The 26,859-nt window shown below is 48.0% G+C and carries 23 protein-coding genes; 11 read left to right on the top strand and 12 right to left on the bottom strand.

Annotation, left to right across the window (positions count from 1 at the left end; all coding sequences use genetic code 11):
• Positions 1-24 precede the first annotated feature (24 nt).
• The 6 genes from IKG78_RS04360 to ilvB form a co-directional block, all read right to left on the bottom strand.
• Positions 25-1,107: a radical SAM protein gene (locus IKG78_RS04360; RefSeq protein ID WP_290939871.1), complete on the bottom strand. Its 1,083-nt coding sequence runs from the start codon at positions 1,105-1,107 to the stop codon at positions 25-27.
• A complete protein-coding gene (locus IKG78_RS04355; protein WP_290939868.1) occupies positions 1,104-1,715 on the bottom strand; it encodes a hypothetical protein in 612 nt (203 codons plus the stop codon). The genes IKG78_RS04360 and IKG78_RS04355 overlap by 4 nt, the downstream gene beginning before the upstream one ends.
• A gap of 37 nt (positions 1,716-1,752) precedes the next feature.
• Complete coding sequence (locus IKG78_RS04350; protein ID WP_290939866.1) at positions 1,753-2,505, bottom strand: hypothetical protein; 753 nt, start codon at positions 2,503-2,505, stop codon at positions 1,753-1,755.
• Positions 2,506-2,673: 168 nt separating this feature from the next.
• Positions 2,674-3,396 carry a hypothetical protein gene (locus tag IKG78_RS04345; protein ID WP_290939863.1) on the bottom strand — a complete coding sequence of 241 codons (723 nt, stop codon included), beginning with the start codon at positions 3,394-3,396 and terminating at the stop codon, positions 2,674-2,676.
• A 583-nt stretch (positions 3,397-3,979) separates the two neighbouring features.
• Positions 3,980-4,474, bottom strand: a complete 495-nt coding sequence (ilvN, locus tag IKG78_RS04340) for an acetolactate synthase small subunit (protein WP_173356149.1) — start codon at positions 4,472-4,474, stop codon at positions 3,980-3,982.
• A gap of 15 nt (positions 4,475-4,489) precedes the next feature.
• Positions 4,490-6,208 (bottom strand): biosynthetic-type acetolactate synthase large subunit, encoded by a 1,719-nt coding sequence (ilvB, locus tag IKG78_RS04335; RefSeq protein WP_290939860.1) that lies wholly within the window; start codon positions 6,206-6,208, stop codon positions 4,490-4,492.
• A 493-nt stretch (positions 6,209-6,701) separates the two neighbouring features.
• Between ilvB and lysS the strand changes: the two genes are divergently transcribed.
• The 8 genes from lysS (at position 6,702) to IKG78_RS04295 (ending at position 16,321) form a co-directional block, all read left to right on the top strand.
• On the top strand, positions 6,702-8,210 hold the full coding sequence (gene lysS / locus IKG78_RS04330) for a lysine--tRNA ligase (protein ID WP_290939857.1): 1,509 nt from the start codon (positions 6,702-6,704) through the stop codon (positions 8,208-8,210).
• 69 nt (positions 8,211-8,279) lie between these two features.
• Entirely contained in the window at positions 8,280-8,651 is a 372-nt protein-coding gene (locus IKG78_RS04325) for a four helix bundle protein (protein ID WP_290939853.1), read from the top strand.
• Positions 8,652-8,686: 35 nt separating this feature from the next.
• Positions 8,687-9,934, top strand: a complete 1,248-nt coding sequence (locus IKG78_RS04320) for an FtsX-like permease family protein (protein WP_290939850.1) — start codon at positions 8,687-8,689, stop codon at positions 9,932-9,934.
• A 157-nt stretch (positions 9,935-10,091) separates the two neighbouring features.
• A complete protein-coding gene (locus tag IKG78_RS04315; protein WP_290939847.1) occupies positions 10,092-10,379 on the top strand; it encodes a hypothetical protein in 288 nt (95 codons plus the stop codon).
• Positions 10,376-11,998, top strand: coding sequence for a fibrobacter succinogenes major paralogous domain-containing protein (locus tag IKG78_RS04310; RefSeq protein WP_290939845.1), 1,623 nt, complete (start codon positions 10,376-10,378; stop codon positions 11,996-11,998). Before IKG78_RS04315 ends, IKG78_RS04310 begins: the two co-directional genes overlap by 4 nt.
• A 285-nt stretch (positions 11,999-12,283) precedes the next feature.
• The gene (locus tag IKG78_RS04305; protein ID WP_290939843.1) at positions 12,284-12,958 is read left to right on the top strand and encodes an ABC transporter ATP-binding protein; all 675 of its coding nucleotides are present in this window, start codon (positions 12,284-12,286) and stop codon (positions 12,956-12,958) included.
• 158 nt (positions 12,959-13,116) lie between these two features.
• A complete protein-coding gene (locus IKG78_RS04300; RefSeq protein ID WP_290939840.1) occupies positions 13,117-15,630 on the top strand; it encodes an ATP-dependent Clp protease ATP-binding subunit in 2,514 nt (837 codons plus the stop codon).
• Positions 15,631-15,724: 94 nt separating this feature from the next.
• Positions 15,725-16,321, top strand: a complete 597-nt coding sequence (locus IKG78_RS04295) for a nucleoside monophosphate kinase (RefSeq protein WP_173389010.1) — start codon at positions 15,725-15,727, stop codon at positions 16,319-16,321.
• 180 nt (positions 16,322-16,501) lie between these two features.
• Here the strand turns inward: IKG78_RS04295 and IKG78_RS04290 are convergent, their stop codons facing one another.
• Both IKG78_RS04290 and IKG78_RS04285 read right to left on the bottom strand, forming a co-directional pair.
• The gene (locus tag IKG78_RS04290; RefSeq protein ID WP_290939836.1) at positions 16,502-17,083 is read right to left on the bottom strand and encodes a flavodoxin family protein; all 582 of its coding nucleotides are present in this window, start codon (positions 17,081-17,083) and stop codon (positions 16,502-16,504) included.
• Between the two features lie 17 nt (positions 17,084-17,100).
• Positions 17,101-17,775, bottom strand: coding sequence for a hypothetical protein (locus tag IKG78_RS04285; RefSeq protein ID WP_290939834.1), 675 nt, complete (start codon positions 17,773-17,775; stop codon positions 17,101-17,103).
• Positions 17,776-17,988: 213 nt separating this feature from the next.
• Between IKG78_RS04285 and IKG78_RS04280 the strand changes: the two genes are divergently transcribed.
• Positions 17,989-19,485 (top strand): glycoside hydrolase family 30 beta sandwich domain-containing protein, encoded by a 1,497-nt coding sequence (locus tag IKG78_RS04280; protein ID WP_290939831.1) that lies wholly within the window; start codon positions 17,989-17,991, stop codon positions 19,483-19,485.
• Between the two features lie 73 nt (positions 19,486-19,558).
• Here the strand turns inward: IKG78_RS04280 and IKG78_RS04275 are convergent, their stop codons facing one another.
• From IKG78_RS04275 to IKG78_RS04265, 3 genes are all read right to left on the bottom strand, one after another.
• The gene (locus IKG78_RS04275; RefSeq protein ID WP_290939828.1) at positions 19,559-19,738 is read right to left on the bottom strand and encodes a hypothetical protein; all 180 of its coding nucleotides are present in this window, start codon (positions 19,736-19,738) and stop codon (positions 19,559-19,561) included.
• 33 nt (positions 19,739-19,771) lie between these two features.
• On the bottom strand, positions 19,772-20,686 hold the full coding sequence (locus tag IKG78_RS04270) for a PD-(D/E)XK nuclease family transposase (RefSeq protein ID WP_290939825.1): 915 nt from the start codon (positions 20,684-20,686) through the stop codon (positions 19,772-19,774).
• Between the two features lie 126 nt (positions 20,687-20,812).
• Positions 20,813-20,983: a hypothetical protein gene (locus IKG78_RS04265; protein ID WP_290939822.1), complete on the bottom strand. Its 171-nt coding sequence runs from the start codon at positions 20,981-20,983 to the stop codon at positions 20,813-20,815.
• 130 nt (positions 20,984-21,113) lie between these two features.
• Here IKG78_RS04265 and IKG78_RS04260 point away from each other — a divergent pair, with 130 nt between their 5' ends.
• Both IKG78_RS04260 and IKG78_RS04255 read left to right on the top strand, forming a co-directional pair.
• Entirely contained in the window at positions 21,114-22,115 is a 1,002-nt protein-coding gene (locus IKG78_RS04260; protein WP_290939819.1) for a virulence RhuM family protein, read from the top strand.
• A gap of 75 nt (positions 22,116-22,190) precedes the next feature.
• A complete protein-coding gene (locus IKG78_RS04255; RefSeq protein WP_290939816.1) occupies positions 22,191-23,216 on the top strand; it encodes a hypothetical protein in 1,026 nt (341 codons plus the stop codon).
• Positions 23,217-23,691: 475 nt separating this feature from the next.
• Here IKG78_RS04255 and carB read toward each other — a convergent pair whose 3' ends face one another.
• Positions 23,692-26,796 (bottom strand): carbamoyl-phosphate synthase large subunit, encoded by a 3,105-nt coding sequence (carB, locus tag IKG78_RS04250; protein ID WP_290939898.1) that lies wholly within the window; start codon positions 26,794-26,796, stop codon positions 23,692-23,694.
• Positions 26,797-26,859 lie beyond the last annotated feature (63 nt).

Raw genomic sequence — 26,859 nt, 5'->3', positions numbered from 1 at the left:
TAACTTGAAAATGGAAAAAGGGTTTTAGCTTCTGATCAAATTGTCGCAGATTTCGGCGAGCATGCGTTCGTGCGTGCAGACTTCGGGTGAAACGCCTTCGATGCTGCCCGTGGTGTAAAAACTGGTGCATGCACATTCGTGGGCGCAACAGCGGTAGCGGATGTCGCAGCCTTCGCATTCCTGCTTATCGTTATCTAAGAAAGTGTGAATTTTCTCACAGGCCTTCTCGTCGAATCCAGTAAAGACGTTCCCCTGCACGTATGGTGTGTCTTTTTGCGAGGTGATAAATCGCGTGCAGGGGAAAATGTTCCCGTTGGTGGCAACGCCAATGGCTCCATTATATACGTGGCATGAATAATTTCTGTATCGTGAATTGAGGAGCACCAGCTTGACTTTGTCATGAATGGTGCCTAAGAAAAACTTTTCGCCTTTTTCGCGGCATTCTTTCCAGTATTGCGCCATTTTCTGGTATTGCAGGGCGAGTCTGTCAAATTCCTCGCCGCTCCATTTGCCGTCGAAATCGACGCTTGTCGTAAGGCTTTGGAAACCTTGCTCGTGGAGCCATTTGACGCTTTCGAAAATCGTGTCGATGTGCAATCGCGTAATCGTGCTCAAAGCCACTGCACCGAGTTTTACAAATCGCGGTATGTGCTTTTCGATGGCCTTGAAACTTCCGGTTCCGCTTACGGTACGGCGGGCGAGGTTGTGGTGATGCTCTGGACCGTCGAGCGAAAGGTAAATGCGGAAATGTTCTTTTTCGCAAAAGTCAAAAAACTCGTCGTCGAATAGCGTGCCGTTTGTGTTGACGGCGAATTGCAAAATGAATGTATTGTCGATTCTGCCGTTGTCCATTGCGTCTGCGACAATCGCTTTTGCAAATTCGACGCCTTTGTAAATGGCTTCTCTGCGGACAAGCGGTTCCCCGCCAAAGAAAGTGATATTGAAAAAATGTTGCTTAAATAAAATCGTGCGTTCCAGCCCAATGCGAATCGCCTGTTCGAGCGTCTCGTCGTCCATGACTGTTTTGCGCTCGGCTTGCGTTTCTTTGTAATAACAGTATGTACAACGTAAATTACACTGTTCTGTAAGGCAGAGAACTAAGTTCATACTTGAATGTCGTCCTGTTCGAACGTGGTGACCATGCTATCGATGAGGAGTTTGTGACAGTTGGGGTCTTCGCAAAGATGAATGTTTGGAATAAGCGAGTCTTTGATTACAGGGACGTTTGGATCAATGGTTGGAATGAGCGTTGAATCTGTTTCTGGATTTACCTTGATTATTTCGACGTTGGCATTTGAACTGCTGGGCTTTACGGAAGAACTGCTCGGCAACGTTGTTGACGAAGGAGTATAAACGTGTGGCACGCCGGCTGTAATTGAAGAACTGATGGGGCGTGTTACGGAAGGCGTTGCTGAAGAAAGTGCATCGATGGAGGAGCTGCTGTAATGCTCGTAGCTTTTGGGAATGTCAATAACTTTACTGGAACTGCTCGGATTGGATTCGTTAGAGCTACTCGACGTTAAATCTTCATCGCAAGCGACCATTCCACAAGTTCTTTCGGGAGTTTTGGGCCCTGCTGTATTCGCTTCGCTTGAATCGGAAATGCAAGCGCTTAAAGCGAACGATGCGGCTACCCCCAATGACGCCGCAATCGTCGCCTTTGCGCTGCTAGAAAACGTAGTCTTTTTATGGACTTTCTTTTTTTCGATTTTCATGAAATTTTTCCACCTTACACCTATTTAAAAATTGGCGCTATATGGTTTCGGTCATATCGTATGTGGAAACCATGCTTCCCATCATGCCTCCATGTTCGTCTTGGCACATGATAACTTTTAAACCGGTAGAGTCCATTAGGCAATCTACGGAGGGACGATATGGAAAACTTGCTGAAGTAGGCTGTGGCGTGATGCTGCTCGATGAGTTGGTTTCGATGGGATTGGAGCTGGCTTGGCTTGAACTTATGGGCGCTTCGCTGGATGAAATTGTTTGAGCATCGCTTGAAGATGTTGCCGCGGATTCCGTTTGAGATGAACTGCTTTGCTGTGTTGTGACGGAGGAACTTGTATCTGCTGCAGAAGAGCTTAAAATCGTTGCGGAAGAACTTTTAGGCGTAGGCAGCATGGCGGAGGAAACGCCAGAAGATACATACGATGACGAGTACTTCGTGTTTGATTTTTCCTCAGATGAGGATGCTGTTTTGATGCTCGAACTGCTTACGGATTGTGCTGATTGTGCGGATTGCGCGGCCGAAGAAAGAGCTTCGATGGCGGTACTGCTGAGGGGTTCGTGGCTCAGGGGAATATCGGTGATTTTGCTGGAACTGGATTCGCTTGTTTCTGAACTTGTCGGAGTTGGGGGAGGTGTAGGGCCAGCGATGCTGTCGGATTCTTCGTTACAGCCGCTCATGACAGCGGCGGTGGCAAACCCGAACGTCGCTGCGATGGCGGTTTTTGTGGCATTAGAAAACCTAATACCGTTGGTTATTTTCCTCTTCTCGATTTTCATAAAAACTCCTACACAAAATCCTTTATTGTAATATAGTTTGTTTTGGTAATCAAAATGGAATTTTTGGACTATTTTATTTTGGATGATGTACGTTTTTGTTGCATACGTTGCATATAGGGTTTCGTGGGAGTCGCAAGCCTGCTTGTTGCCCATCGCGTTTTCATCTATTTAGACAATAATATCGTCGAGTTCGAATGTCGTGACCATGCTGAATATTAATCCGTCGCCGCTATAGCTCGATGACGATTGGGGACACATGATTACTTGAACTCCGAATTCGGTTTGATATTTTACTGTGGTTCCGTCTGGAACGCATTTGCAGGGATCGGTAGAAGGGTATGGGGGAGGACATTCTTGGTAGCCAGGGAGTGTGTCTCCAAATTTAAAAGAGCTTGAAGATAGGTTTGACGGAGCTGTTGCGGAACTAGCCGGGGTGGCCAAGGTACTTGCTGACGAGTCTGCTGCACTGGCGGGGGTTGCGGCGGAACTGCTTGAATTTTGCGTTGCCGCATAGTGTGTTTGTGACGCCGAAGAGGGGGCGTTTGCGGAACTGCTTGCGGGCTGTGCTACGGAAGACACAGCGTCTGTTGCAGTACTGTTCGCAGATACCGCCGCCGAAGAAAGAGCTTTGAGGACCTCGCTGCTTATCGCCTCGTGGCTTTGCGGAATGTCGAGGTACTTGCTGCTAGATGAAAATTCGTTGCTGTAGGAACTTTCTGGTGAAGGAGCTTTTGGCGGTTCTTGCGATTCTATTGGTTCGGTGCTCATGTCTCCACCGCTGCAAGCATTAAACGAATATACAGCTGATATGCCGAGCGTTGCGGCGATTGTCTTTTTTGCGATGGACGAAAGTTGCGTGCTTTGGGAGACAATTTTCTTTTCGATATTCAAAAGAGAACTCCTTTCACCCATGACACACAATATAAAATACTATGATTTTGGGAAAAAGGCAAAATTTACGTGAAAATTTTGATTTTACGGTTCGTATCTCGTCAAATATGGCAATTGGCGGTGAAATTGAGATTTTTTGAGTCGTTTTCACCGCCGATTTTTAGTTTGTTTGCTCATTTTTTTGCGAAAATTACAATGTCGAGCTGCAATTGGCGGTGATTTTCACTCTTTTGACGTTCATTTCACCGCCAACAGAACGCCCTATTAGCGTTTTTGACCTCATTTTGTACTAACAAGGTAATTTTTGGCGGTGAAATCAATGATTTTTCGGCTGTTTTCACCGCCATTTTAGCATTTTTCCATGCTTCGACGGAGGTTTTATTTCTGCGTTTAGGGCCGAGCGGTCTTTTGTGAGCAACAAAGCCCTCGGTGTTGACCGAGGGCAGTTGACGCCTTTGGCGTCCGCGGCTTTACTCGGTCATAAAATTATGCAAGCATAATTTTGCGACACTCGTTTTGCACGCTTTTGCGAGAGCGAGGCTCCGACGGAGGTTTATTTCTGCGTTGAGAGCCGAGCGGTCTCTTACGTCTTGTCTTCGCCGCGGAGCATGATGACCTTGCCCGTGCGGATGTACTCGACGATTTCGAACTTCTGCAACAAGCTCTTGAGCGTATCGACCTTGACGCTGTTGCCCGTGATCTGAATAATCATGGACGTCATCGTCATATCCACCGTGTTGGCGTGGAAATGGTCGCAAAGCTGCAAGATTTCGGTGCGCTGTTCTGCGGTGCAACGAACCTTGATAAGCGCGAGTTCCTTTTCGACCGCGTCCGTACCGGTATGGTCCTTGGCCTGAACGACATCGACGAGCTTTTCGAGCTGCTTGATGATTTGCATCAAGATTTCGGGATTGCCGTGAGCGATGATGTTCATGCGGCTGAAGTTCGGGTCGAGCGTGGGGGAGACGACGAGGGAATCGATGTTGTAGCCACGGCGGGAGAACACGAGAGCGATGCGCACGAGCACGCCCGGGCGGTTTGCCACTAACAAGCTAATAGAATGTGCGATATCTTTCATTTTTTAGTCCTCCTATTACGTCGATCCAGTGGGTTTTTCGAGCTGCGTCTTGGGCGCTTCCGTAAGCATGGCGGTAAGCGGGGCTCCAGCCGGAATCATCGGGAACACGTTGTCTTCCTTTTCGCATTCGCAGTGGATGAGAATCGGGCCGTCGTTGTTTTCGAGAGCCTTCTGGATTACGCGTTCTGCATCTGCCGGGCGCTTGATGCGAAGTCCCGGGATGCCGTAGGCTTCGGCGAGCTTCACGAAGTCCGGGTTGCCCTTCATGTCAACGCTGGAATAGCGGTGGTCGTAGAAGAGTTCCTGCCACTGGCGCACCATGCCGAGGTACTTGTTGTCCATCACGAAAATCTTGATGGGGAGCTTGTGGATGGCAGCCGTTGCAAGTTCTGCTTCGGTCATCTGGAAGCCGCCGTCACCGCTGAAGCTAACGACCGGCCAGCCGGTTTCGTTGCCGAATGCGGCACCGATAGCGGCCGGGAAGCCAAAGCCCATCGTACCTGCGCCGCCGCTGGAGTGGAGCTGACGCGGATAGTTGATGTGGAAGAACTGTGCGACCCACATCTGGTGCTGGCCCACGTCCGTCGTGACGATAGCCTTGCCCTTCGTGAGTTCGCTCACGGTGGCCACGATGTGCTGCATGCGGAGGCCGCCCTGCTTTGCGTAAGTGAGCGGGAAACGCTTCTTCCAAGTCTGGCAAGTCTTGACCCAGTCGGCGGTGTCGAGCTTGTTCACCATCGGGAGGAGCTGTTCCAAGACGAGCTTCGCGTCACCGCACATGAACACATCCGGCTGCAACACCTTGCCTTCTTCGGCAGGGTCGATGTCGATGTGCATCTTCACGGCGTTCTTGCAGAATTCGCTGAGCTTACCGGTAATGCGGTCGTCCCAGCGGCTGCCAATCGAAAGAATCAAGTCGCATTCGAGCACAGCCTTGTTCGCATAGACCGTGCCGTGCATGCCGAGCATGCCGAGCGAAAGTTCGTGGTCGGTCGGGAATGCGCCGAGGCCAAGCATCGTGCAGCAAACCGGAGCGCCGAGCTTTTCGGCAAGTTCCTTCACCTGGCGGCTAGCGCCCGAAATCATGGCACCGTGGCCCACGAGCAAGAGCGGCTTCTTGGAATTCTTGAGGTATTCGGCTGCTTTTTCGACGCTTTCGGTAGAAGCGTATGTCGGAATCGTGTAACCGGGCAAATCCATCTTGTCGGTGAACGGAGCGGTGCAGGGGCCTGCGGTCACGTCCTTCGGCAAGTCGATGAGCACCGGGCCCGGACGGCCCGTGCGGGCGATGTGGAAAGCTTCCTTCATCACGCGCGGCAAATCGTTTGTATCCTTGACCAAGTAAGAATGCTTGACGGCTGCAAAAGTCATGCCGCTCGTATCGCATTCCTGGAAAGCGTCCTTGCCCAAGTTCGGAGTTGTCGTCTGGGCGGCAAGCACGACGATCGGGCTAGAATCCATGAGAGCTGTATAAATACCAGTAAACGTGTTCGTTGCACCCGGACCGCTAGTGACAAGAGCTACGCCGACCTTGCCGGTCTGACGGGCGTAACCGTCAGCCATGTGAGTTGCGCCCTGTTCATGACGGCTGAGCACAACTTTGATGTTGGAATCAAGGATGGCATCGAACATTGGAATGGCCGATCCACCAGGATAACCGAAAATAGTATCAATGCCTTCACGCTTGAGGCATTCGATAATCACTTCGGCACCACTTAAGGTCTTATTTGCCATAATTTTTCCTGTCTTTTAAAGAATAGATGAAAATTTAGATAGGATGAAATATAGGAGTATTTTTTTGCAGTGGCAAGAGGTAAATAATGAACTTTGTGAAATTTTTTGAAATTTTTGATGAAAATCAATTTTTTAATAAGAAAAATTTTTATAAAAATTGAATATTTTTGAGAAAGTTTGAAATTTTATAGATTCTATTAAATTAAAAATTTGGTTTTTATGATGAAATTTGGACCTTGACGCTTTTTTATAAAATGAAAAACGCGTGTTTTTGAGATAAAATTGTACTGCGTTATTATCTCGTACTCATTGTCGATTCTTGTGATTGTTTTGTAATGTGTTTGTAATATTCTAAATGGTCAACAAGTTGTTTATATGAATCATTCTTTTTTTTTCAATCCTAACGTTTCATCTAGTTTCCGACGTTCTACTAAAAAAGCTATCTTTACCGCGTTCAAATTTAAGACGTGATATATTCACGAGGTAATACAATATGGCAATGCAAGATATGAATGACCAGGTGCAGGCTCGCTTGGCAAAGCTCGACAAGTTCAAGGAAATGGGTGTGGAGGCGTATCCGCACAAGTTTAACAGAACCCATGATTCTAAGGTTTTGAAGGAAAACAAGGATGCCTTGATGGTGACGAAGCAACCGGTGGCTTTTGCTGGCCGCGTGGTTCGTTTTAATCGCAAGGGCAAGATGTGCTTTATGCACTTGAAGGACCGCTATGGTCGCTTGCAGGTCGTTGTTGCTCGTGACGAAGTGGGCGAAGAAAATTACGAAATCGTGAAGATGATTGACCTTGGCGATTTTATCGGCGTGAACGGTTCTATGTTCGAAACGCAGAGCGGTGAATACTCCGTGCGTGCCGAAAAGGTGACGATGCTTTCGAAGGCTGTGCGTCCGCTTCCGGTCGCGAAGGAAAAAGTCGATGAAAATGGCAACAAGGTCGTGTTCAACGAATTTGCCGACGTCGATACCCGTTACCGCCAGCGTTACATCGACATGGCCTTGAACGACGATGTGAAGGATGTGTTCATTAAGCGCTTTAAGATTTTGCAGGCAATTCGCGAATACTTGATTGAAAAGGGATTCATCGAAGTGGAAACGCCGACGCTCCAGCCGATTTACGGCGGTGCAAACGCTCGTCCGTTCACCACGCACCACAACGCTTGCGACATGACGCTTTATCTGCGTGTCGCTCCGGAACTTTACCTCAAGCGCTGCATCGTGGGCGGCATGGAAAAGGTGTTCGAGTTCAGCAAAAACTTCCGCAACGAAGGCATGGACCGTACGCATAGCCCGGAATTCACTGGTCTCGAATTCTACGAAGCTTATGCCGACTACAACGACATGATGGTCCACTTCGAAAACATTTACGAACGTGCTTGCATTGCTGCGAACGGCACGACGAAGATTCAGTATCAGGGCAAGGAAATCGACTTCAAGGCTCCGTGGCCGCGTTATAGCATGATCGAAGCTATCGAAAAGTTCGGCGGCCTTAAGGTCAACGACATGAGCGATGACGAAATCAAGAATAAGATGGAAGAACTCGGTGGTCACTTGGACGGCGAATTCTCTCGCGGTCGTGGCATCCTCGAACTCTTCGAACTCACTGTTGAAGACAAGCTCATTCAGCCGACGTTCATCAAGGACATGCCGACTGAAAGCACTCCGCTCTGCAAGAAGCACCGCACCATCGAAGGCCTTATCGAACAGTTCGAACCGTACGCCAACGGCTGGGAACTGGGCAACGCCTATACCGAACTTAACGACCCCATCCGTCAGCGCGAACTTTTGGAAGACCAGGTCCGCCGTGGCCGTGGTGGCGAAGGCGAAACGCACCCGATGGACGAAAACTTCATGCACGCCATCGAATCCGGCTTGCCGCCTACCGGTGGCGTGGGCTTCGGCATTGACCGCATGGTCATGCTCCTCACGAACCAGCAGACCATCCGCGACGTTCAGCTGTTCCCGCTGATGAAACCGGAGAGCTGCTAGGCTTTGCCTAGCTGCTCTCAGTAGGCAGTAGACGGTAGGAAGTAGACAGTAAATTGTAGGAGCAAGAATATGACTCAAGGATATCGAGATCTCGTTGTTTGGCAACAAGCAATGGATGTTGCTGTTGAAACCTATCGTCTAACAAGTTCTTTCCCCAAAGAAGAAATTTTTGGTTTGACGTCTCAAATGCGTCGTGCAGCTGTCTCTATTGCTAGTAATATTGCTGAAGGTGAAGGGCGTAAATCTAAAAATGAGTTTTCTCATTTTCTTGGAATTGCACTTGGTTCAAAATCTGAATTGGAAACGCAACTTATATTAAGTGAACGTGTCAATTTATTAAAAACAACAGATACAGAACCGATAAAAAAGTCTCTTGATGATATTGGTAAAATGTTAACGGCTCTAAGGAGAAAAATCGGAAGTCAGAAAAATGTAGAGTAGTCTTCCTACTTCCTACTTTCTACTTCCTACTTCCTATGAACAAACTCGAACTTCTCATCGCTTGGCGTTACTTGGGGGCTCAACGGAAGAGTCTCTTTGTTTCGCTTATTGGTATTTTCAGTATGCTCGGTGTTTCCATCGGCGTGTTTGCGCTGGTGGTCGCACTTGCGGCGGTCAACGGTTTCGAAGAAGAGGTCACGGCCCAGATGATTGGGAAGGACGCTCACTTTGAACTGATGGCGTACAATGGTAACCCGATCGGTCCGTACGATAGCCTCGCGCAAGAGGTGCAAAAGCGCGTGCCTGATGTGATGGCGGCATCCCCGTTTATCGTCTATAAGGTGGGCATCAGCTCCAAGAAGGTAAACGACGGCATTGTCATTTACGGCATTGACCCGGCGACAGCGAAGGGCGTGACGGACATCCACAAGTACATCAAGTGGGGCAAATACTCCGTAGATAGCCTTGAGGACATGAGCGGCAAGCGTCGTCCGGGGGTGATTCTCGGGACCGGCTTGGCGGCGCGTCTCCGCGTTGTCGTTGGTGACAAGCTCGTGCTGCAGACGTTCCAGAGCCCGGACGAAGCGATGAATTCTGGTGGCCCGAAGATGATGATGTGCGTGGTGAGCGGCATCTTCGAGACGGGCACTTACGAGTACGACGGTAACCTCGCGTATGTCGGCATTTCTGATTTGCAGAAATTGCTTGGCATGGGGAATACCGTGACGGGCATCCAGTTCCGTATAAAGGATCACTGGAAAGCGGGCGAGGCGGTCGATAGCATGGCGACGTGGCTCTCTTATCCGTACTACGGAATGGACTGGAAGTCCAAGAACATCACTCTCCTCAAGTGGATGAACTACGAAAAGTTCATTGTGGCGGCGGTGATTTGCTTGATTATTTTGGTCGCAGCGTTTAACATCATCAGCTCGCTGATCATGGTCGTGATTGACAAAACTAAGGAAATCGGCATCTTGCGCAGCATGGGCTTTAGCAAGGCCGGCGTGATGCGCGTGTTCATGCTAATGGGAAGTTTCATTGGCGTGGGAGGAACTGTTGTGGGGGGGACTATTGGTCTTGTGCTCTGCAAGTTGCAAGAGGCCTATCACTTCATCAAGCTCCCCGGCGACGTGTACGTGATTCCGTACTTCCCGATTTCCGTGCATGTGATGGATGTTGTTTTGATTTTTGTGATTGGAATTGTTCTTTGCGTGTCGGCAACGCTCCTGCCCGCATGGAAGGCCAGCAGACTTGATCCCGTTGGTGCAATAAGGCACGAGTAGTATGGTTATGTTATGCCCGCCTTGTGCGGGCATTTTTTTGTGTGTTTTGTACGTAAAAAATCCATCATTTATTTGTTTTTTTTAATAATAAATTATAGATTAGAAGAAATTACTCTTTGTAAAGAGGTGTTTTATGGCTTTGAAAAAGAAATTGAATATGAAAATGTTATTTCGAGGGTGTGTAGATGCCGCAGTAATCTCTTGCTTATTTCTTCTTGCCGCCTGCGGTGGCGACAGCAGTGGTAGCAAGGGCACAGAGCCTGCCGATGATTCGGCAAGCTCATCAACCGTGGGCGATATTATGGCCGATAGTTTCAATGATTTGCCTGTCTGTACAGTCAAGCACAAAGGTGCTGTAGCCTATGTAAAAGACGAAAAAAAGCTTACATCTGCATCGACGGCGATTGGTTTTCCGATGACGATGAAATTTCTTTTAGTGGAATGAAGGACTATGAGGAATCCAGCAGTAGCCAGGAAAAGGTGAAATCCTCTTCTAGTGTCAAGGACGAATCATTATCTTCTGGCATTCCGAGTTCTGACTCGGAATCGAGCAGCAGCCAGAAAGTTGCGGTGTCATCCTCGACCGAAGGGAGGGGATCCAGCAGCAGTGTTAATACAGCATCATCAAGCAGTGTTCTTTCATCGTCCTGGAGTTCCGAAGGAACGATTCTACTATCTAGTAGCAGTTCTGCAAAATCGAGTAGTAGTGTGAAGGTTGCTTCTTCTAGCAGTATTCCTTCGTCATCATCCAGAAACGTAGTGGTAGGATCCTTGACCGACTCCCGTGACGGAAAAACTTACAGGACGGTGACAATCGGCTCTCAGACTTGGATGGCTGAAAACCTCAATTACGAATCAACGAACAGTTACTGCTATAACGATAATGCTAGTAACTGCACCAAGTACGGTCGCCTTTACACGTGGGCCGCGGCTATGGACAGCGTAGGCACATGGAGCACGGCCAGCAAGGGTTGTGGTTATGGCAAGACATGCTTGCTGACGAACGTTGTTCGCGGTATTTGCCCCGAGGGCTGGCATCTGCCGACTAGAACGGAATGGAATACCTTGATCAATGCGGCCGGCGGGACATCGAAAGCTGGTCCAATACTCAAGGCTCAATCAGGTTGGAAGGCGTATCGCGGCATCACGAACGAAGATGCTTTCTCGTTTACTGCATTGCCTGGAGGCTACAAGAACTTCGATGGTTACATTTACATGCGCGAATGCGCTGACTTCTTGAGTTCTACTGAGTACAGTAGCTACAACATGACAGTCATGCACTTAGACTATGACGATGACTATGTACGCTTGTGGTACGGTAATAAATATCATGGCTTCTCAGTTCGTTGTCTAAAGGACGATGTGTCAAAGAAAACAGCAAATTCCTCGTCAAGTTCAGTTGTAAAATCGAGTAGCAGTGTGAAGGTTGCTTCTTCTAGTAGTGTTACTTCATCCAGAATAGTTGCGGTAGGATCCATAATTGACTCTCGCGACGGACAAACCTACAAGACGGTGACAATTGGCTCTCAGACTTGGATGGCTGAAAACCTGAATTACGAATCAACAAACAGCTACTGCTACAATGATAATGCCAGTAACTGCACCAAGTATGGTCGCCTCTACACGTGGGCCGCAGCTATGGATAGCGTAGGCACATGGAGCTCGAACGGCAAGGGTTGCGGTTATGAGATTTCTTGTACGGCGACATACCCCGTACGTGGTGTTTGCCCCGAGGGCTGGCATCTGCCGACTCGATTTGAGTGGAAGACTTTGTTCACTGCGGTCGGTGGGTTTGCTGCCCAAAAACTCAAGTCCACATCTGGTTGGTATAGTAATCGTAATGGTACGGATGAGTTCTTGTTCTCGGTGTTGCCTGCTGGCGGCAGAGACTACTATGGAAAATACGACAACGAGGGCTACAACGCGTACTTCTGGAGTTGTTCTGCGTACGATAGCATCGACGTGTTCAACGTGTACTTGAACTACAACAACAATGAAGAAAGTTTGAACATCTACGGTAAGTACAACGGGTTCTCTGTCCGTTGTCTAAAGGACGAGCCTTAGGTTCTCCTGCACCACTAGTAGTAGATGTTTTTTGGGGGCGTTGCGAGGATCTCCCCACAGTGAGGGGATTCTTCCCCTCTTATATTACTCCCAAAATTTGTATATTTTCCATGGTGATTCAGAAATTTCTCGTACCAAATAACGAAATCCTACACGCTCCAGAGAAATGAATTTGCAGCCCGTGATATCGAAGGATACCTGTATGTTGACTAGGTGGCGATATGATTGTCTATCACGGCTCAATGCTCAGATTTTGATGGAAAAGGAAATCTGCAAGGTTTAAATATGTCCGATAAGCTTTTACAAACAATTGATCTTCGTCGTATTTTCTCCGAGACGGGTGAATCTCTTGAGATTCTCAAGGGCGTGAATTTTTCGATGGATGCTGGCGAGCTTGTGGCTATCACGGGTTCGTCGGGTTCCGGCAAATCGACGTTCTTGAATTTGGTCGGAATGCTCGATACGCCGACTTCGGGCGAGATTTTGTTCAACGGGAAACCGCTCAGCAAGTTCAATAGCGAAGAACGCGATATGTACCATCGGAAGCATGTGGGGTTCGTTTTCCAGTTCCATCATTTGCTCACGGAATTTACGGCGCTCGAAAATGTTTGCGTGCCGGGCCGCATTCTCGGGACTCCCGAAAAGGAATGCCGCGAACGAGCCGAAATGCTTTTAGAAACGGTCGGCCTCAAGGAACGTCTCAAGCATTTGCCGCGAGAACTTTCGGGCGGTGAACGCCAGCGAATTGCAATCGCGCGTGCGCTCATGAACAACCCGTCCCTCGTTTTTGCAGATGAACCGAGCGGTAACTTGGACGAAGCGAATTCGGCGAAATTGAACGAACTCTTTGGTGAACTCAACGAAAAGTTCCATCAGGCGTTTTTGATTGTGACGCACGATGAAAAATTGGCTAGTTTTGCAAAACGCCGCGTCGTCATGCATGGCGGAGTGATACAGTAGACGAAAGAACGGACCTACGGTCCTACAGACGAAAGACGAGAGAATGCATTATATTTATCAACATAAGGTGGCTATGCCACGATTATTACTCTTTCGTCTCTCGTCTACCAGCGAAGCGGTCTTTCGTCTAATCATAACCTATAACCTAAAACCTAACTATGGCAGATATTAACGGTATTTTTTCAGCGAAGGCTAAGGCCGCATTGCAGGCGGCTCGTATTGCAGCCCGCAATTTAGGGAGCGACTGCGTAACGGTAGAACATTTGTTGTTTGGACTTGTCCGCGAGGATTCCGGATTTGCCGCAGAAACGTTGAGGGCGTTGAAGGTGAACCTCACGGAACTCAGCGAAACCATCCAACGGGCGCTCAGCACGAGCGGCGGTCTCATGACGGTCGGTGGCGATGCCCACGGCGGCCTTTTGACGTTTACGGCCCAGTGCAAGGCGGTTCTTTACAATGCTGCCAAGATTGCAAAAGAAGAGGGCGTCCAGTTCATTGGTCCGGAACATTTGATGCTTGCTATTTTGCAGCAGACGGATTCTCCGGCGGCGGCCACGCTTTCGACGTATAACGTGACGTTTGAAAATTATCAGGAAATGCTGATGCAAATCAAGCACCAGGCGGATGGGCAGCCGATGGAAGATGGCCAGTCCGATGAAGAACCTCGCGAACGTTATACGCAAACTCGTCAGGCATCTCCGTCGCGTTCCAAGACTCCGATTCTCGAACATTTCGGTCGCGATTTGACGGCGATGGCCCGTGCGGGTAAGCTCGACCCGATTATCGGTCGCGAAGCAGAAATTGAACGTTTGATCCAGATTCTTTGCCGCCGCAAAAAGAACAATCCGGCGTTGATTGGCGAACCGGGCGTGGGCAAGACGGCCATAATCGAAGGCCTTGCTCAGAAAATTGTGCAGCGCAAGATTCCTGATTTGCTTGCGAACAAGCGCGTCGTGACGCTTGACGTTGCCGCTATGGTGGCGGGTACAAAGTATCGTGGACAGTTCGAAGAACGCGTGAAAGGCCTTATTACGGAACTCCAGCGTGTCGGCAATTCCGTGATTCTCTTTATCGACGAACTCCATACGATTGTAGGGGCGGGCGGTTCCGAAGGTAGCTTGGATGCAAGCAATATTTTCAAGCCGGCTCTTGCGCGTGGCGAACTCCAGTGCATAGGCGCTACGACGTTTGACGAATACCGCAAGTACATCGAAAAGGATGCCGCCTTGGAACGCCGCTTCCAGACGATTGTCGTGAACCCGCCTTCTGTCGAAGATTCTATACAAATTCTTGATGGTCTCCGCTCGAAGTATGAACAACATCATAATGTGCATTACACGCCAGATGCGGTTCGTGCTGCCGTTGAACTTGGCGAACGTTACATTAGCGAACGCTTCTTGCCGGACAAGGCGATAGACGTTCTTGACGAAGCGGGTGCTCGTGTCCGCTTGAATTCCATCAAGATTCCGCAAGATTTGCAGAACATGGAAGACGAACTTGGCGAATGCCTCCAGAAAAAAGAAGAGGCTGTCGCCAATCAAGATTATACCTCTGCGGCAAAGTTGCGTGCCCGCGAAGAAGAATTGCAGAATAGCATTGCCGAACGCAAAAAGCAACTCCAGAGCGAAGAATCGGAAACGCCGGTTGTCGATGAAAATGTTATTCGTGATGTTATCAGCAAGATGACGGGAATTCCAGTCCATAGGCTGGGCGGCGAAGAAGCTCAAAAGCTTTTGCATTTGGGTGACGAAATCAAGCAGCGTGTGATTGGCCAAGACCGTGCCGTCGATGCGATTGTCAAGTCCATCCGCCGTAGCCGTGCGGGCATCCGCAACAACAAGCGTCCGATGGGCAGTTTCTTATTCCTGGGCCCGACGGGTGTCGGCAAGACGGAACTTGCAAAAGTGCTCTGCAAGGAACTTTTCGGTAGTGAAGATTCGCTTATCCGTATCGACATGAGCGAATACATGGAAAAGCACAGCGTGAGCCGCTTGATTGGCGCTCCTCCGGGATACGTGGGCTTTGAAGATGGCGGTGGACAGCTGAGCGAAAAGGTGCGCAAGCATCCGTACTCTGTCGTGCTTTTGGACGAAATCGAAAAAGCTCATCCGGACATCTACAACTTGCTTTTGCAGATTTTGGACGATGGCATTTTAACGGATAGCTATGGCCGTAAAATCAACTTCAAGAATACGATTATCATCATGACGAGTAACGCTGGCGCCCGTGAAGTCCGCCACAGCAGTGGCATGGGCTTTACCAAGATGGGCGAGACGGATGATTACGAACGCATGGAAAACGCTATTCGCGAAGAAGTCAAGCGTGTGTTCTCGCCGGAGTTCTTGAACCGTATTGACGAGCAGATTGTGTTCCGTGCGCTTTCCAAGCACGACCTCGTGTCTGTAGTGGATATCCAGATGGGGTTCTTGCAGAAGAATCTTTCCGATCGCGGAATTCTTTTGGAGATGAACCAGGATGCCAAGGAGTTTATCGTAAATCACAATTACGATGCTTCGCTCGGTGCCCGCCCTATCCGCCGTTCCATCCAGAATTTGGTCGAAGACGAAATCGCCGAAGGCCTTTTGCTCGGGACGATGAAGGATTTCTCCACGATTTACATTGGAGTCAAAGACGGAAAACTCTCATTTGAATGCGAGAGAATAAAGTCGTAAGGATAGCTCTCCTAACCACTAATCACTAACCACTGTTTACTAAAAATTCTATATTTGTCGCGAAAATTTTAACAATCAACCTATGAGGTTATCAATGTCTCAGATTTCTGCTGTTCTTATCTTCGGTGCTCCGGGTTCTGGCAAGGGCACTGTGGGCGCAAAGCTCGCCGCTACGACTGCTCTCAAGCACCTCTCCACGGGCGACATTTTCCGTGGCATTGCTCCGTCTAGCGAATCCGGCAAGCTCCTTGCTTCTTACTCCAGCAAGGGCCTCCTCGTCCCGGACGAAGCTACCGTCGAAATCTTCGGTCGCTTTGTCGAAGGCCTCGTGAACACGAACAAGCTCAATCCTGAAAAGGACGTTCTCCTTCTCGATGGCATTCCTCGCACTGTTGCTCAGGTCGATCTCATTAAGCCGATCGTTGACGTGAAGCACATCTTCGTTCTCGATATCAAGGACGAAGAAACCATCGTTGCTCGTCTCCTCAACCGCGCCAAGATTGAAGGCCGCAAGGACGACGCTGACGTGAATGTTATCAAGAACCGCTTGAACGTTTATAAGGAATCCACCGCTAAGGTTCTCGAAAAGTACGATCCGAAGATCATCAGCCACATCGTTGGCGACAACACTCCGGACGAAGTCTTCCTCGACGTGCTCAAGGCTTACGTCGATTTCACGAAGAACGCTTAAGTTCGTGATTTCTGCTGATTCTCATCAGATAAACACCCGGCTCAATTTGAGTCGGGCTTTTTGTATGTTGTATAAAATCGAAAGTCCAAATAAAAAGTAAAAAAATTCAAGGAAGGGACTTCCTCATAAAACAATCTACTTTATATTGATGTTTTATGATGCGTACGTTCCTGATGGTGTTTAGCGAATAAAGTTTGTGAATACCTTCTTTTCGGCGACAGGCTGCGGGACGCCCGCCTGTTTGCCTGCCTCGATGCTCTTGAGAATCCATGCCATGTTACGGCCAAGTTCGCGCATAATCTGCACGCCCTCTTCGTCTTTGAGCACATCTTCGGGGTTGGAACCGTGGACCATATTCCAGTAGCGCGAGGTCACGAGAGGCTGCTGTGCGAATGCGGGATACTTGTTCAGCGCATCGAGGGTGGCGCTAGTGCCTGCGCGGCGTGCCGATGCGATTGTGGCGGCGGGCTTGAAAAGCAGATCCTCAGTTGCGATGCCGTAGAGCCTGTCGAGGAACATCAGCATTTCGCCGCTGGGGGAGGCGTAATAGACCGGTGAACCATAGACGACTGCGTCGGTGGACTTCAAGATTTCCTTGGCTTCGTGGACGACATCGTCCGTTTCGCCCTTGAGCACACGGCCCCCGACAAAGAAGATTTCGGTTTCAATGCCCGCGGCGTTGAGTTCGCCCGCGACAATGTTCAGGGCGGTGTAGGTGCAGCCCTTTTCGCGACGGCTGCCGTTGAACAAGACGACTTTCATGATAAACTCCATTGTGCTTAAAAATTGAATTTATTTCGACAATTTAGAAAAAGCGTTTCTATTTCAGGGACTGTATTTTGCAATTCATGAATTAAGGCTACGGTTGATTTTTTGGCTCGAACGGAAAGCTTTGGCACATGTATGATAGAAGCGTCTAGGTATTTGTCTTTTCTTATGACATAAATATCAAATGGCGAAAAATTTTTTGCAGAAAGAGGAACAGATGAGTTTTCTACATTGAAACTTAGATATGCCCTTAAAAGATTGTCCGCCTGTATTTTCGTTATTTTGGGTGCAGGACAGTTACCAATGATTGTCCGGTCACAGAACCACCCGCCATCGGGAGTGTAGTAGCAGTGTTCATCTTTTACGTAATGGACTGTTGTAAAAACTTCATTTTGGACCGCGTTAATAATTAGATAAGGGGCGAATCCATCGGTGTATATAAATTTATCTGTGATTGCGATGCTGTAATCAAAATCTCTTTTCTTTATATGTTTTTGGGGTCCGTTGCTTACCCTAGGATTGATGTCGTCAAGCTCGTATTCAGGGGCGTAATTCTTTTCCTCGTAATGTGGAGCAGGTGTTTTCCCCACAATATATGCAGCATAAAAAATATAACACGCTAGGGCGATAAAGCTAGCTATAACAATAACTGTGAGACAAATTATTGCTTTTTTTAGAATTTTCAATTCGTGCTGAATGTATTTTTTTGATGTCACTCCGTTTAATATACCTTTTTATATTTTAACGATTTTCTTTAAATTATTTTCGAGCGTTTTTTTGATGACTATGCGAAAAACTTGTTATCATTGTCATTTTATCAAAACTAATTCGATTTTAGCCTTATAAAAATTGAGTTTTCCAATTTACTTTATGGTTAGTAAGGTTTAATGGGAGGCTTTATGACATTTTCAATTAAGAGATTTTCTTTTTTTGCGAGTTCCATCGCATTTTTGAGCACCTTTGCCGGGGCAGCAACGATAAACGTTGACATGGGCAAGGAATACCAGCGCATCAGTGGCTTTGGTGCCGCTTCGGCATGGGCAGGGTCCATCACTGACAAGAACGCCGCCTTCCTTTGGGATTCCACTAGCGGCGCGGGACTTACGCTGCACCGTATCCGTATTGCTCCGGACGGTTCCACCTCCGAAACAAGCATCGCAAAAAAGGCAAGTGAATACGGCGTCAAAGTTTGGGCAGCCCCATGGACATCCAAATACACCGTAAATTACGATGGAGACAAAAAGCACCTAGATTTCAATCACGCTCAAGACTGGGCCAACACCATCTTGAAGTTTACGCAAGACATGCGTAAGGCGGGAGTCAACCTGTACGCGATTTCGTCGCAAAATGAGCCCGACGGCACTGGCGACAACCACTATGAACCCGACGAATTGGCTCGTTGGGTTGGCGACTATCTCGGTCCCACCCTTGATACCACAGGCATCAAAATTATTGGCACCGAAGCCATCAACTGGTACGGATTCCCCAATTACAAAAAAGCATTTTTCAACAATCCTGCCGCATTGAAATACACGGACATTTTTGGAACGCACGAATACGGCGGAGACCCCGCCGCTTACCCTGAAATTCACGAAGCCGGCAAAGAATTTTGGGAAACCGAAGTCTATGATCTTGGAAGCAACAAAGAAGACGTTGGGATGGGAAGCGCTCTTCGCGTGGCAAACATGATCCACGACGCCCTTACTATTTCGAATATGAACGCTTGGCATTTCTGGTGGATTTATTCCTGTAGCGAACCTAGTTGCGGCAACGGAGCACTTTGGCCGCAAGGACAGGGAAGCCCCGACAACCTGGAACCCACCAAGCGACTCTGGGTTATGGGAAACTACAGCCGCTTCGCACGCCCCGGCGCGAGGAGAATCGACGCCACCAAGAATCCCGAAAGAGATGTAAAGGTCACCGCCTACCGCGACTCCCTCAAGACGAAAATCGCAGTCGTCATTCTCAATTCCAAGAACGAGGAATTCAAGGCGGATTTTGACTTCGGAAACACAAAGATTGGAAGTTTCAAGCCCTACGTCACCGACGACAATAACAACCTCAAGGAAGGAAGCGAAGTCAAGGTCGATGGTACAAAGTGCAGCTACAGCGCTCCGGCCCGCAGCGCAACGACCGTCGAATTCATTCTGTGGCAAGAGCCAAAGGTCGAACCGCCCAAAGATTCTACAGAATCAATAGCCTTCGGGAGAATTTCTGTACCCCAAAAACATCAAAGTTCATATAAAGTATTTAGTCCAATCGGCGCGTTTATCGGCGAATTCCAAGCTGGAGATGTCGGCGAACTCCGCCACGCCATGACAAACGCGGGCTTAAGCCGCGGTGTTTATATGGTCAAATGCGGGAATGCGAAAACGAAACGGATGGTGTTGAGATAAGCAAAAAAAATTTCAAAATGCAAGAGCTTAGCAATTGCTTTGTGGTCTTAAGGCGTGCTTGATTCGGAAAAGATTATGCTGATGTCGTTTCGCTGGCAAGTTCTGCCTGCAATTTGCGAACATCATTCTCGGAAAGCTTGGTCACACGGGCTATTTTCTTGATGGAATCGCCTTCGGCGAGCATGGCAACGGCGATTTCATCACGTTCGTCTTCCTTTCCCTGCAGGTACGAGCCCTGTTTTTCGTAAAGCATGTCCGTCATTCCGTCAACCTCATCCAGAAAAAATTATTTGGAACTTGGTTGAAGGTCACTTTGAGAAACGTGAAGAAGGGTGATTGCCTCTTCAGGAGTTAGTTTGCCGGCGCTTATCAGAACCTTGGCAATTTCGATTGCCTGATCCTGTTTTCCCTGCAGGTACGAGCCCTGTTTTTCGTAAAGCATGTCCGTCATTCCGTCAACCTCGTTCAGAAGGGTTTCGTCCGTGAACCTCTTAAAAGATACATCATTCGCGAAGTCCTTGTCAAGGAACCGTTTCAGTTTTTCTTCGGGGATATCCTTGTCTTCAAGGACATCGCGGAAAATCCGCAGCATTTCGGCTCTGTCGGACTGCTCGCGGTTCTCGTGCGGGGTGCGGTCCTCGATGGCGAAGAATTTCTCCAGTTCGACAAGGAAGATGTCCAACTTGCCGTAGAACAGACGGCGGTTCCGCACTAGTTGAGCGTGGTGGAGATAGGTGTCGCGCTCCCTCGGGAATTGATTCTCGGTCAGGATGGAGAGCACGTAAATATGCGGCAGGTCGTAGTCTTGAGCCTTCTTGACCGTTCGCGAGATGACGCGGGCGGTGTAGTAGATGAGCCTGTCAACGAAAAGAGTGTTGAAATTCTGTTGGACCTCGATCAGCACGGGCTCGCCAGCTTGCGTGGTTCCATAGATGTCGAAGATGGCAGTCTTGTCGTTAAGCACCCCAGGATTCTCTGGGACTCCCAATGTATATGTTTTTATGGCCTTATCTCCAGTGAGTCCGAGCATCGCGTTCAGGAATTTTACCGTCCGTTCGGGTTTTGCCTCATTGGCCATGAGCATCTTGAAGATGCCGTCGCTGAACGGATAAACGTTCTTGTAAATCTTTCTGTAGTCTGCCAGGTGCTCGGGGTGCTCATGTACATCCTTTGCCATGGCGATGAATTCGCTTCTGTTCATATTTACCTCCGACCGTCTACATGCGAAAAAGGCGGCGTTTTTAGCGTTTTTTGCAAATATACATTCCTGGGATGTCAGAATATGACAATGGAGATTTGGGCAGATTTTTTGTAAAAAAAGCCTAGTTTAGATGCCTAGTTCGTCCCAGAGTTCCTGCGGAGTCGAATACGTTTTGGCATTCGGATTGTGGGCGAGTTTTTCGCCCTCATCGATGGCCGCAAGGAATTCCTTGGTGGGGGCAGGATTGTTGCCATTGAACCCTAAATTGACGGATTGATTTTTTGATAATTCTTTCATATTGTTAAATATGTATGAAAGAATTTAAAAATGCAAGAGCTTGCAGTTTTGTGGATTTTCGCACTTGTCAAAATACAACTTGAAAAGATGGGGCTTGACAGATTTATAGAAATGGTATACATTTGTGTATATGAATACTAGCTTTGGAAACGTGTTGCTTTATCAAACGGAAGATGGTAAAACTCAAATTGAGGTGTCGTTAAAAGATGATACCGTTTGGTTGTCTATTGATCAAATGGCAGAGCTATTTCAAAGGAATAAGTCTACGATTTCTAGACACATAAAGAATGTGCTTGAATCTGGAGAACTCGTCGCAGATTCAACTGTTGCATTTTTTGCAACAGTTCAAAACGAAGGCCCTCGTGAAGTAAAAAGACAAATTGCCTACTATAATCTAGATATGATTATTAGTGTGGGATACCGCGTGAATTCACACAGGGGTGTGCAGTTCCGCATTTGGGCTACTAATGTCTTGCGGGAATACCTTATAAAAGGGTTTGCTCTAAATGATGATTTATTAAAACGGGCTGGTGGTGGAAATTACTTTAACGAACTTCTCTCACGCATCAGAGATATCAGATCCTCTGAAAAGGTGTTCTATCGCAAAGTTCTTGAAATATATGCATTGAGCATTGACTACGACCCAAATACGGAAGAAACAAAAAAATTTTTTGCAACTGTGCAGAATAAGATGCATTTTTCGGCACACGGCCATACTGCTGCCGAGGTAATCTTTGAACGAGCGGATGCTGAAAAAGATTTCATGGGGCTTACCTCATGGACTGGAGCCTTGCCAAAACAGGCCGATGCCGAGATTGCCAAGAACTATTTGTCTGATCGGGAACTGGATACACTAAACAGAATTGTATCCTTGTATTTGGATTTTGCCGAACTTCAAGCTCAAAGCCACATTCCAATGTACATGAAGGATTGGATTCAAAAATTAGATGATTTCTTGAAGCTATCGGGTAAGGCCTTATTGAATCATGCGGGTAAAATCTCCGCCGAGGTTGCCAAAGCAAAAGCCGACAATGAATACGAAAAATTCAACAAACGAACAGCGCTGCAACTGTCTCCTGTAGAAAAAGATTTTTTGGACAATTTCGAAAAAATGCAGAAGAAGATAAAATGATATTGAAATGTCTGTAGAAATTATCTGAGGTATTGAAATTGTGTTGTTGAATGTAAAAAAAAAGGTTTTACTCTTATGGGTCTTTTAGTAAATGCTGAAATTGTAAAAGAAGTTTTTTATGTGGCGGTTCCAATATTAAAACCTATTCCCATAAACTGTATTGATAAAAAAATAGAAGAATATATTTTAGGTGAAATAGAAGCTTTGAACGGATCCTTTGTTATCAATGATGTGAACATGGAATATAAATCTGTACATGATATTGAAAACTATAATTATATAACACAAATGGTTCAACCCAAACATATGCGTCCCTATAAAATTGCTGTGTTTGAAATAACTGTTTCAAAGCAATCTCATTTACTAAAACCTTTTGAAAATAAAGAACATGGAATATGGCTTTCTCCTGAAGAAAATTTTTTTTATTCGACTTTGCATGATTTGCCTATTTTTGAATATGCTTTAGCATATGCCTTGGGTGTTCATTGCGATGGACTTTTTGATGTAGATTATTTTATTGTTTTTTACAATGAAAAATATTTGGAAAAAGAAGAGGGATTTTTGAATCTTTTTTCTCATTTATATGAAAATGATGATTCATTCCCTAATTATTTGAGTAAAATTTCGCTACAAAAAACGTTAGACTGGTTTTTGTCCTTAGATGATATCATAAATTTCTGCGGAAAAACCGCTTTGGGGAAGAGCCTTTCGATTTATAGTAGAATGTTCTCATCAAAAGGTTCTGATGAAGATTTTTTTATGTGTGGTTTATTTGCTGTTATGGCTTTAGAGGAGGCTTTATACGAAAGTAACGGTTCTAAAAAAACATTGTATGAAAAAATTTCATCTTTTTTGAATCTAGAAGAGCAGAAATGTAAAAGGGATATATATAAAATTTATGAACATAGGTGTTCTGTTGCCCATGGTGGTTTTGAACTCCCGTTCAAATTTAATAATAATGATGGAAGTGATGACTTTATGCAATCCTTTGGAAAAACTGAGGATTCATTTGATTTAGGCTTGCTTTATTTGTTTAAATCATTTAGGAAAATGATTTTCGAAAATAAAAAAGAGTTGTCCTTCTTTTATAAATGTTTGTGATGTAAACAGAGAGGGTGGGAGTGTAAATCAAACTGTGTCATCGTTCATTGTTTGATTACGTGAATAAAGTTATAAAATTCTAAATTGATCCTCGAACCATATACATTGTTGCTGAGCGATTAAATACATTCGCTAAGGGAAATCGGTTACCAATTCTTTTTGAAATTGAAGTTATCCCTTTTATTATCCATTTTTTTTATTCGATCATTAATTACATCAATAGATCTATCTAAAAAAGATTGTAACAGCTTTTTCTAGCTTTATCGTTTTCGTAGAAATAAATAATGGTATGAAGTATTTCCATCGATGGAGGCGTCTAAGCCAGGCGTTGCGGGCTGGCGTCTGAAGCCCGCTAGAAGGGGTAGCGGAAGACCCGTCTGGGGTGGGTAAAAAAAGAAGCCCGCTTGCGCGGGCTTGATACTTTGGGTGGGGACGGGGCTGAAGCGAGGGGAAGGCTTTTCCCGCTACGTTCGTCTTATTTCTTCACATGCCTGTGGTACTCTTGCAAGCTGCAGACTTCAAATCTTCCGAAGTCGTGCTTGTCCATGAGGCCTTCCACGGTAGAGGTGAGGGCGGCGATGGTCGTGGTGATGGGAATGCCGGACACGACCGCCTTGGAGCGCATCTGGATTTCGTCGACCATGGCTTCTGCGCCAGTTTCGGTGGTGTTCACGATCCACTGCACTTCCTTATCGTGGATAAGGTCGAGCAGGTTCGGACGGCCACGGGAGATGCGGAACACGGCGCGAGTCTTGATGCCTTCGTTGTAGAGCATGGTGGAGGTGCCGCGCGTTGCGTAGATCTGGTAGCCCATTTCCACGAGGCGCTTGATGAGCGGCACAGCCTTCTGCTTGTCTTCGTCCTTGAGGGATACGAAGATGTTGCCCTGGCTCGGGACCTTGTTGCCGGAAGCCAGCTGGCTCTTGAGGTAGGCAAGGCCGCGGTCGCGATCGAGGCTCATGACTTCGCCGGTGGATTTCATTTCCGGAGAAAGCGTGATATCGACACCCGGGAACTTGACGAACGGGAAGACTGCTTCCTTGACGCTCACGTAGGGCACGTGGACTTCTTCGGTAAAGCCGATCTGTTCGAGAGTTTCGCCGGTCATGCAGCGTGTTGCATAGCTTGCAAGCGGAACACCGATGGACTTGGACACGAACGGAACGGTGCGGGATGCACGCGGGTTCACTTCGATCATATAGAGTTCGCCATCCTTGACAGCGAGCTGCATGTTCATGAGACCAACGACATGGAGTTCCTTGGCGAATTCCTTAGCGAATTCACGGACCTTGTCCTGAATTTCCTTGGAGAGTGTCATCGGCGGGATAACGCTGGCGGAGTCACCGGAGTGGATGCCTGCGGGTTCCACGTGTTCCATGATGGCACCGATAACGGTGTGCTTGCCGTCGCTGATGCAATCAACATCGAGTTCGGTGGCGTCTTCGAGGAAGCGGTCGATGAGGATCGGCTTGCCTTCGCCAATGGCGGCAGCTTCTTCCACGAACTTGCGGAGGTACTTTTCCTTATAGACGATCACCATGCCGCGGCCACCGAGAACGAAGCTCGGGCGCACGAGAACCGGGTAACCGATCTTATCGACAATGGCGAGGGCTTCTTCGACGTTGTGGGCGATGCCGCTTTCAGCCTGCTTGATGCCAATCTTGGTGACGAGCTGCTTGAAGAAGTCGCGGTCTTCGGCGAGGTCGATGTCTTCGGGGCTTGTACCGATGACATTTGCACCAGCCTTCTTGAGACGCATGGCGAGGTTCAGCGGAGTCTGACCACCGAACTGAACAATCACGCCCGCGCACTTTTCGCGTTCGTAAATGCCCATAACGTCTTCGAGCGTAAGCGGTTCAAAGTAGAGCTTGTCCGAAGTATCGTAGTCGGTAGAAACCGTTTCGGGGTTGGAGTTCACCATGATGACTTCGAAGCCGTGCTTGCGGAGCGTGAATGCAGCGTGGCAGCAGCAGTAGTCAAATTCAATGCCCTGACCGATTCTGTTCGGACCACCGCCAAGCACCATGATGCGCTTCTTGCTCTGGTGACCCGGAATTTCGCGGACCGGTTCGGTATTGTCGGCGTAGCAGCTATAATAATAAGGAGTGATTGCTTCGAATTCGCCGGCGCAAGTATCGACGGAGTAGTAGCTCGGGACGAGGCCTATCTGCTTACGCACTGCCATGACTTCTTCCGGAGTCTTGTGGAAAAGGTAACCGATCTGGATATCGCTGAAGCCGAATTCCTTGGCTTGGCGGAAGAGAGCCTTATCCTTGGCGAGGTTTTCGAGAGAACCTGCAGCCGTAATTTCGTCTTCGAAGCAGGCGAGTTCTTCGAGGTGACGGAGGAAGTAGCGGTCAATCTTGGTGACTTCGTAAAGTTTTTCGATGTCCCAACCGCGGCGGAATGCTTCATAGACCACGAAGATGCGCTCTGCACTCGGGCGTGCAACTTCCTTAGCGAGCGTTTCGTCGTCGTAGGCCTTGAACTTTTCGCACTTGGCGCAGGCACCGAATCCACCGAATCCCGTTTCTAGAGAGCGGAGAGCCTTCTGCATGGCCTGCTTGAAGTTCGTACCGATGGCCATCGCTTCGCCCACGGATTTCATCTGGGTGCCGAGCGTGGAATCTGCCTTCGGGAATTTTTCGAATGTGAAACGCGGAACCTTCACGACAACGTAGTCGAGAGCCGGTTCGAAGCAGCTCGGGGTCGATTGCGTGATGTCGTTGCGGAGTTCGTCGAGCGTGTAGCCCACGGCGAGGAGTGCTGCAATCTTTGCGATGGGGAAGCCCGTTGCCTTGGATGCAAGAGCAGAAGAACGAGACACACGCGGGTTCATTTCGATGATGATGCGGCGACCGGTTTTCGGTTCGATAGCCCACTGCACATTGGATCCACCAGTTTCCACGCCGATAGCTTCCATGACCTTCAAGGAGTCATCGCGCATGGCCTGGTAAGCACGGTCATCAAGACTCTGGATCGGGGCGACCGTGATGGAGTCACCGGTGTGAACACCCATCGGGTCGAGGTTTTCGATGGAGCACACGATAACGGCATTGCCCTTCTTATCGCGCATGACTTCCATTTCGAATTCTTTCCAGCCGAGGAGCGATTCTTCGATAAGCACTTCGTTGTTGAGCGAGGCGTCAAGACCGCGGTTCACGATGGTTTCGAATTCTTCTTCGTTGTGAGCGATACCACCACCAGTACCACCAAGCGTAAAGCCCGGACGGATGATCAAGGGCCAGCTTCCGATGGTGTGGGCGATAGCGGTTGCTTCGCTCATGGAGTGTGCGGAACCGGAGCGGGGGAGGTCCAGCCCGATCTTGAGCATGGCTTCCTTGAACAAGTGACGGTCTTCGGCGCGTTGGATAGATTCGGCCTTGGCGCCGATGAGTTCCACCTGGTAGCGGTCGAGAATGCCGCGTTCGTTGAGTTCCATGGCAAGGTTCAAAGCCGTCTGGCCGCCAAGTGTGGGGAGCAAAGCGTCCGGGCGTTCGCGACGGATGATTTCGTGGAGAATATCGACGCTCAGCGGTTCGATGTAGGTGCGGTCAGCCATTTCCGGGTCGGTCATGATGGTTATTGAATTTCTTCATTTGTTGCCTTTCCATTATTATCAAATATTTTTTGAATAAAATTT

The organism is Fibrobacter sp. (genome assembly GCF_017545445.1).
GTDB lineage: Bacteria > Fibrobacterota > Fibrobacteria > Fibrobacterales > Fibrobacteraceae > Fibrobacter.
Note: the sequence above shows the minus strand (reverse complement) of the source record. Positions and strands in the feature narration are given on the sequence as shown.

Bases quoted from the DNA above. Each gene is read 5' to 3' on its own strand.
- lysS (WP_290939857.1), top strand. From the start codon at position 6,702: ATGGCAATGCAAGATATGAATGACCAGGTGCAGGCTCGCTTGGCAAAG.
- IKG78_RS04255 (WP_290939816.1), top strand. From the start codon at position 22,191: ATGGGTCTTTTAGTAAATGCTGAAATTGTAAAAGAAGTTTTTTATGTG.
- IKG78_RS04270 (WP_290939825.1), bottom strand. From the start codon at position 20,686: ATGAACAGAAGCGAATTCATCGCCATGGCAAAGGATGTACATGAGCAC.
- IKG78_RS04290 (WP_290939836.1), bottom strand. From the start codon at position 17,083: ATGAAAGTCGTCTTGTTCAACGGCAGCCGTCGCGAAAAGGGCTGCACC.
- IKG78_RS04265 (WP_290939822.1), bottom strand. From the start codon at position 20,983: ATGAAAGAATTATCAAAAAATCAATCCGTCAATTTAGGGTTCAATGGC.
- IKG78_RS04275 (WP_290939828.1), bottom strand. From the start codon at position 19,738: ATGCTTTACGAAAAACAGGGCTCGTACCTGCAGGGAAAGGAAGACGAA.
- IKG78_RS04315 (WP_290939847.1), top strand. From the start codon at position 10,092: ATGAAAATGTTATTTCGAGGGTGTGTAGATGCCGCAGTAATCTCTTGC.
- IKG78_RS04355 (WP_290939868.1), bottom strand. From the start codon at position 1,715: ATGAAAATCGAAAAAAAGAAAGTCCATAAAAAGACTACGTTTTCTAGC.
- IKG78_RS04350 (WP_290939866.1), bottom strand. From the start codon at position 2,505: ATGAAAATCGAGAAGAGGAAAATAACCAACGGTATTAGGTTTTCTAAT.
- IKG78_RS04305 (WP_290939843.1), top strand. From the start codon at position 12,284: ATGTCCGATAAGCTTTTACAAACAATTGATCTTCGTCGTATTTTCTCC.
- IKG78_RS04320 (WP_290939850.1), top strand. From the start codon at position 8,687: ATGAACAAACTCGAACTTCTCATCGCTTGGCGTTACTTGGGGGCTCAA.
- ilvB (WP_290939860.1), bottom strand. From the start codon at position 6,208: ATGGCAAATAAGACCTTAAGTGGTGCCGAAGTGATTATCGAATGCCTC.
- IKG78_RS04310 (WP_290939845.1), top strand. From the start codon at position 10,376: ATGAAGGACTATGAGGAATCCAGCAGTAGCCAGGAAAAGGTGAAATCC.
- IKG78_RS04300 (WP_290939840.1), top strand. From the start codon at position 13,117: ATGGCAGATATTAACGGTATTTTTTCAGCGAAGGCTAAGGCCGCATTG.
- IKG78_RS04295 (WP_173389010.1), top strand. From the start codon at position 15,725: ATGTCTCAGATTTCTGCTGTTCTTATCTTCGGTGCTCCGGGTTCTGGC.
- ilvN (WP_173356149.1), bottom strand. From the start codon at position 4,474: ATGAAAGATATCGCACATTCTATTAGCTTGTTAGTGGCAAACCGCCCG.
- IKG78_RS04360 (WP_290939871.1), bottom strand. From the start codon at position 1,107: ATGAACTTAGTTCTCTGCCTTACAGAACAGTGTAATTTACGTTGTACA.
- IKG78_RS04325 (WP_290939853.1), top strand. From the start codon at position 8,280: ATGACTCAAGGATATCGAGATCTCGTTGTTTGGCAACAAGCAATGGAT.
- IKG78_RS04280 (WP_290939831.1), top strand. From the start codon at position 17,989: ATGACATTTTCAATTAAGAGATTTTCTTTTTTTGCGAGTTCCATCGCA.
- IKG78_RS04260 (WP_290939819.1), top strand. From the start codon at position 21,114: ATGAATACTAGCTTTGGAAACGTGTTGCTTTATCAAACGGAAGATGGT.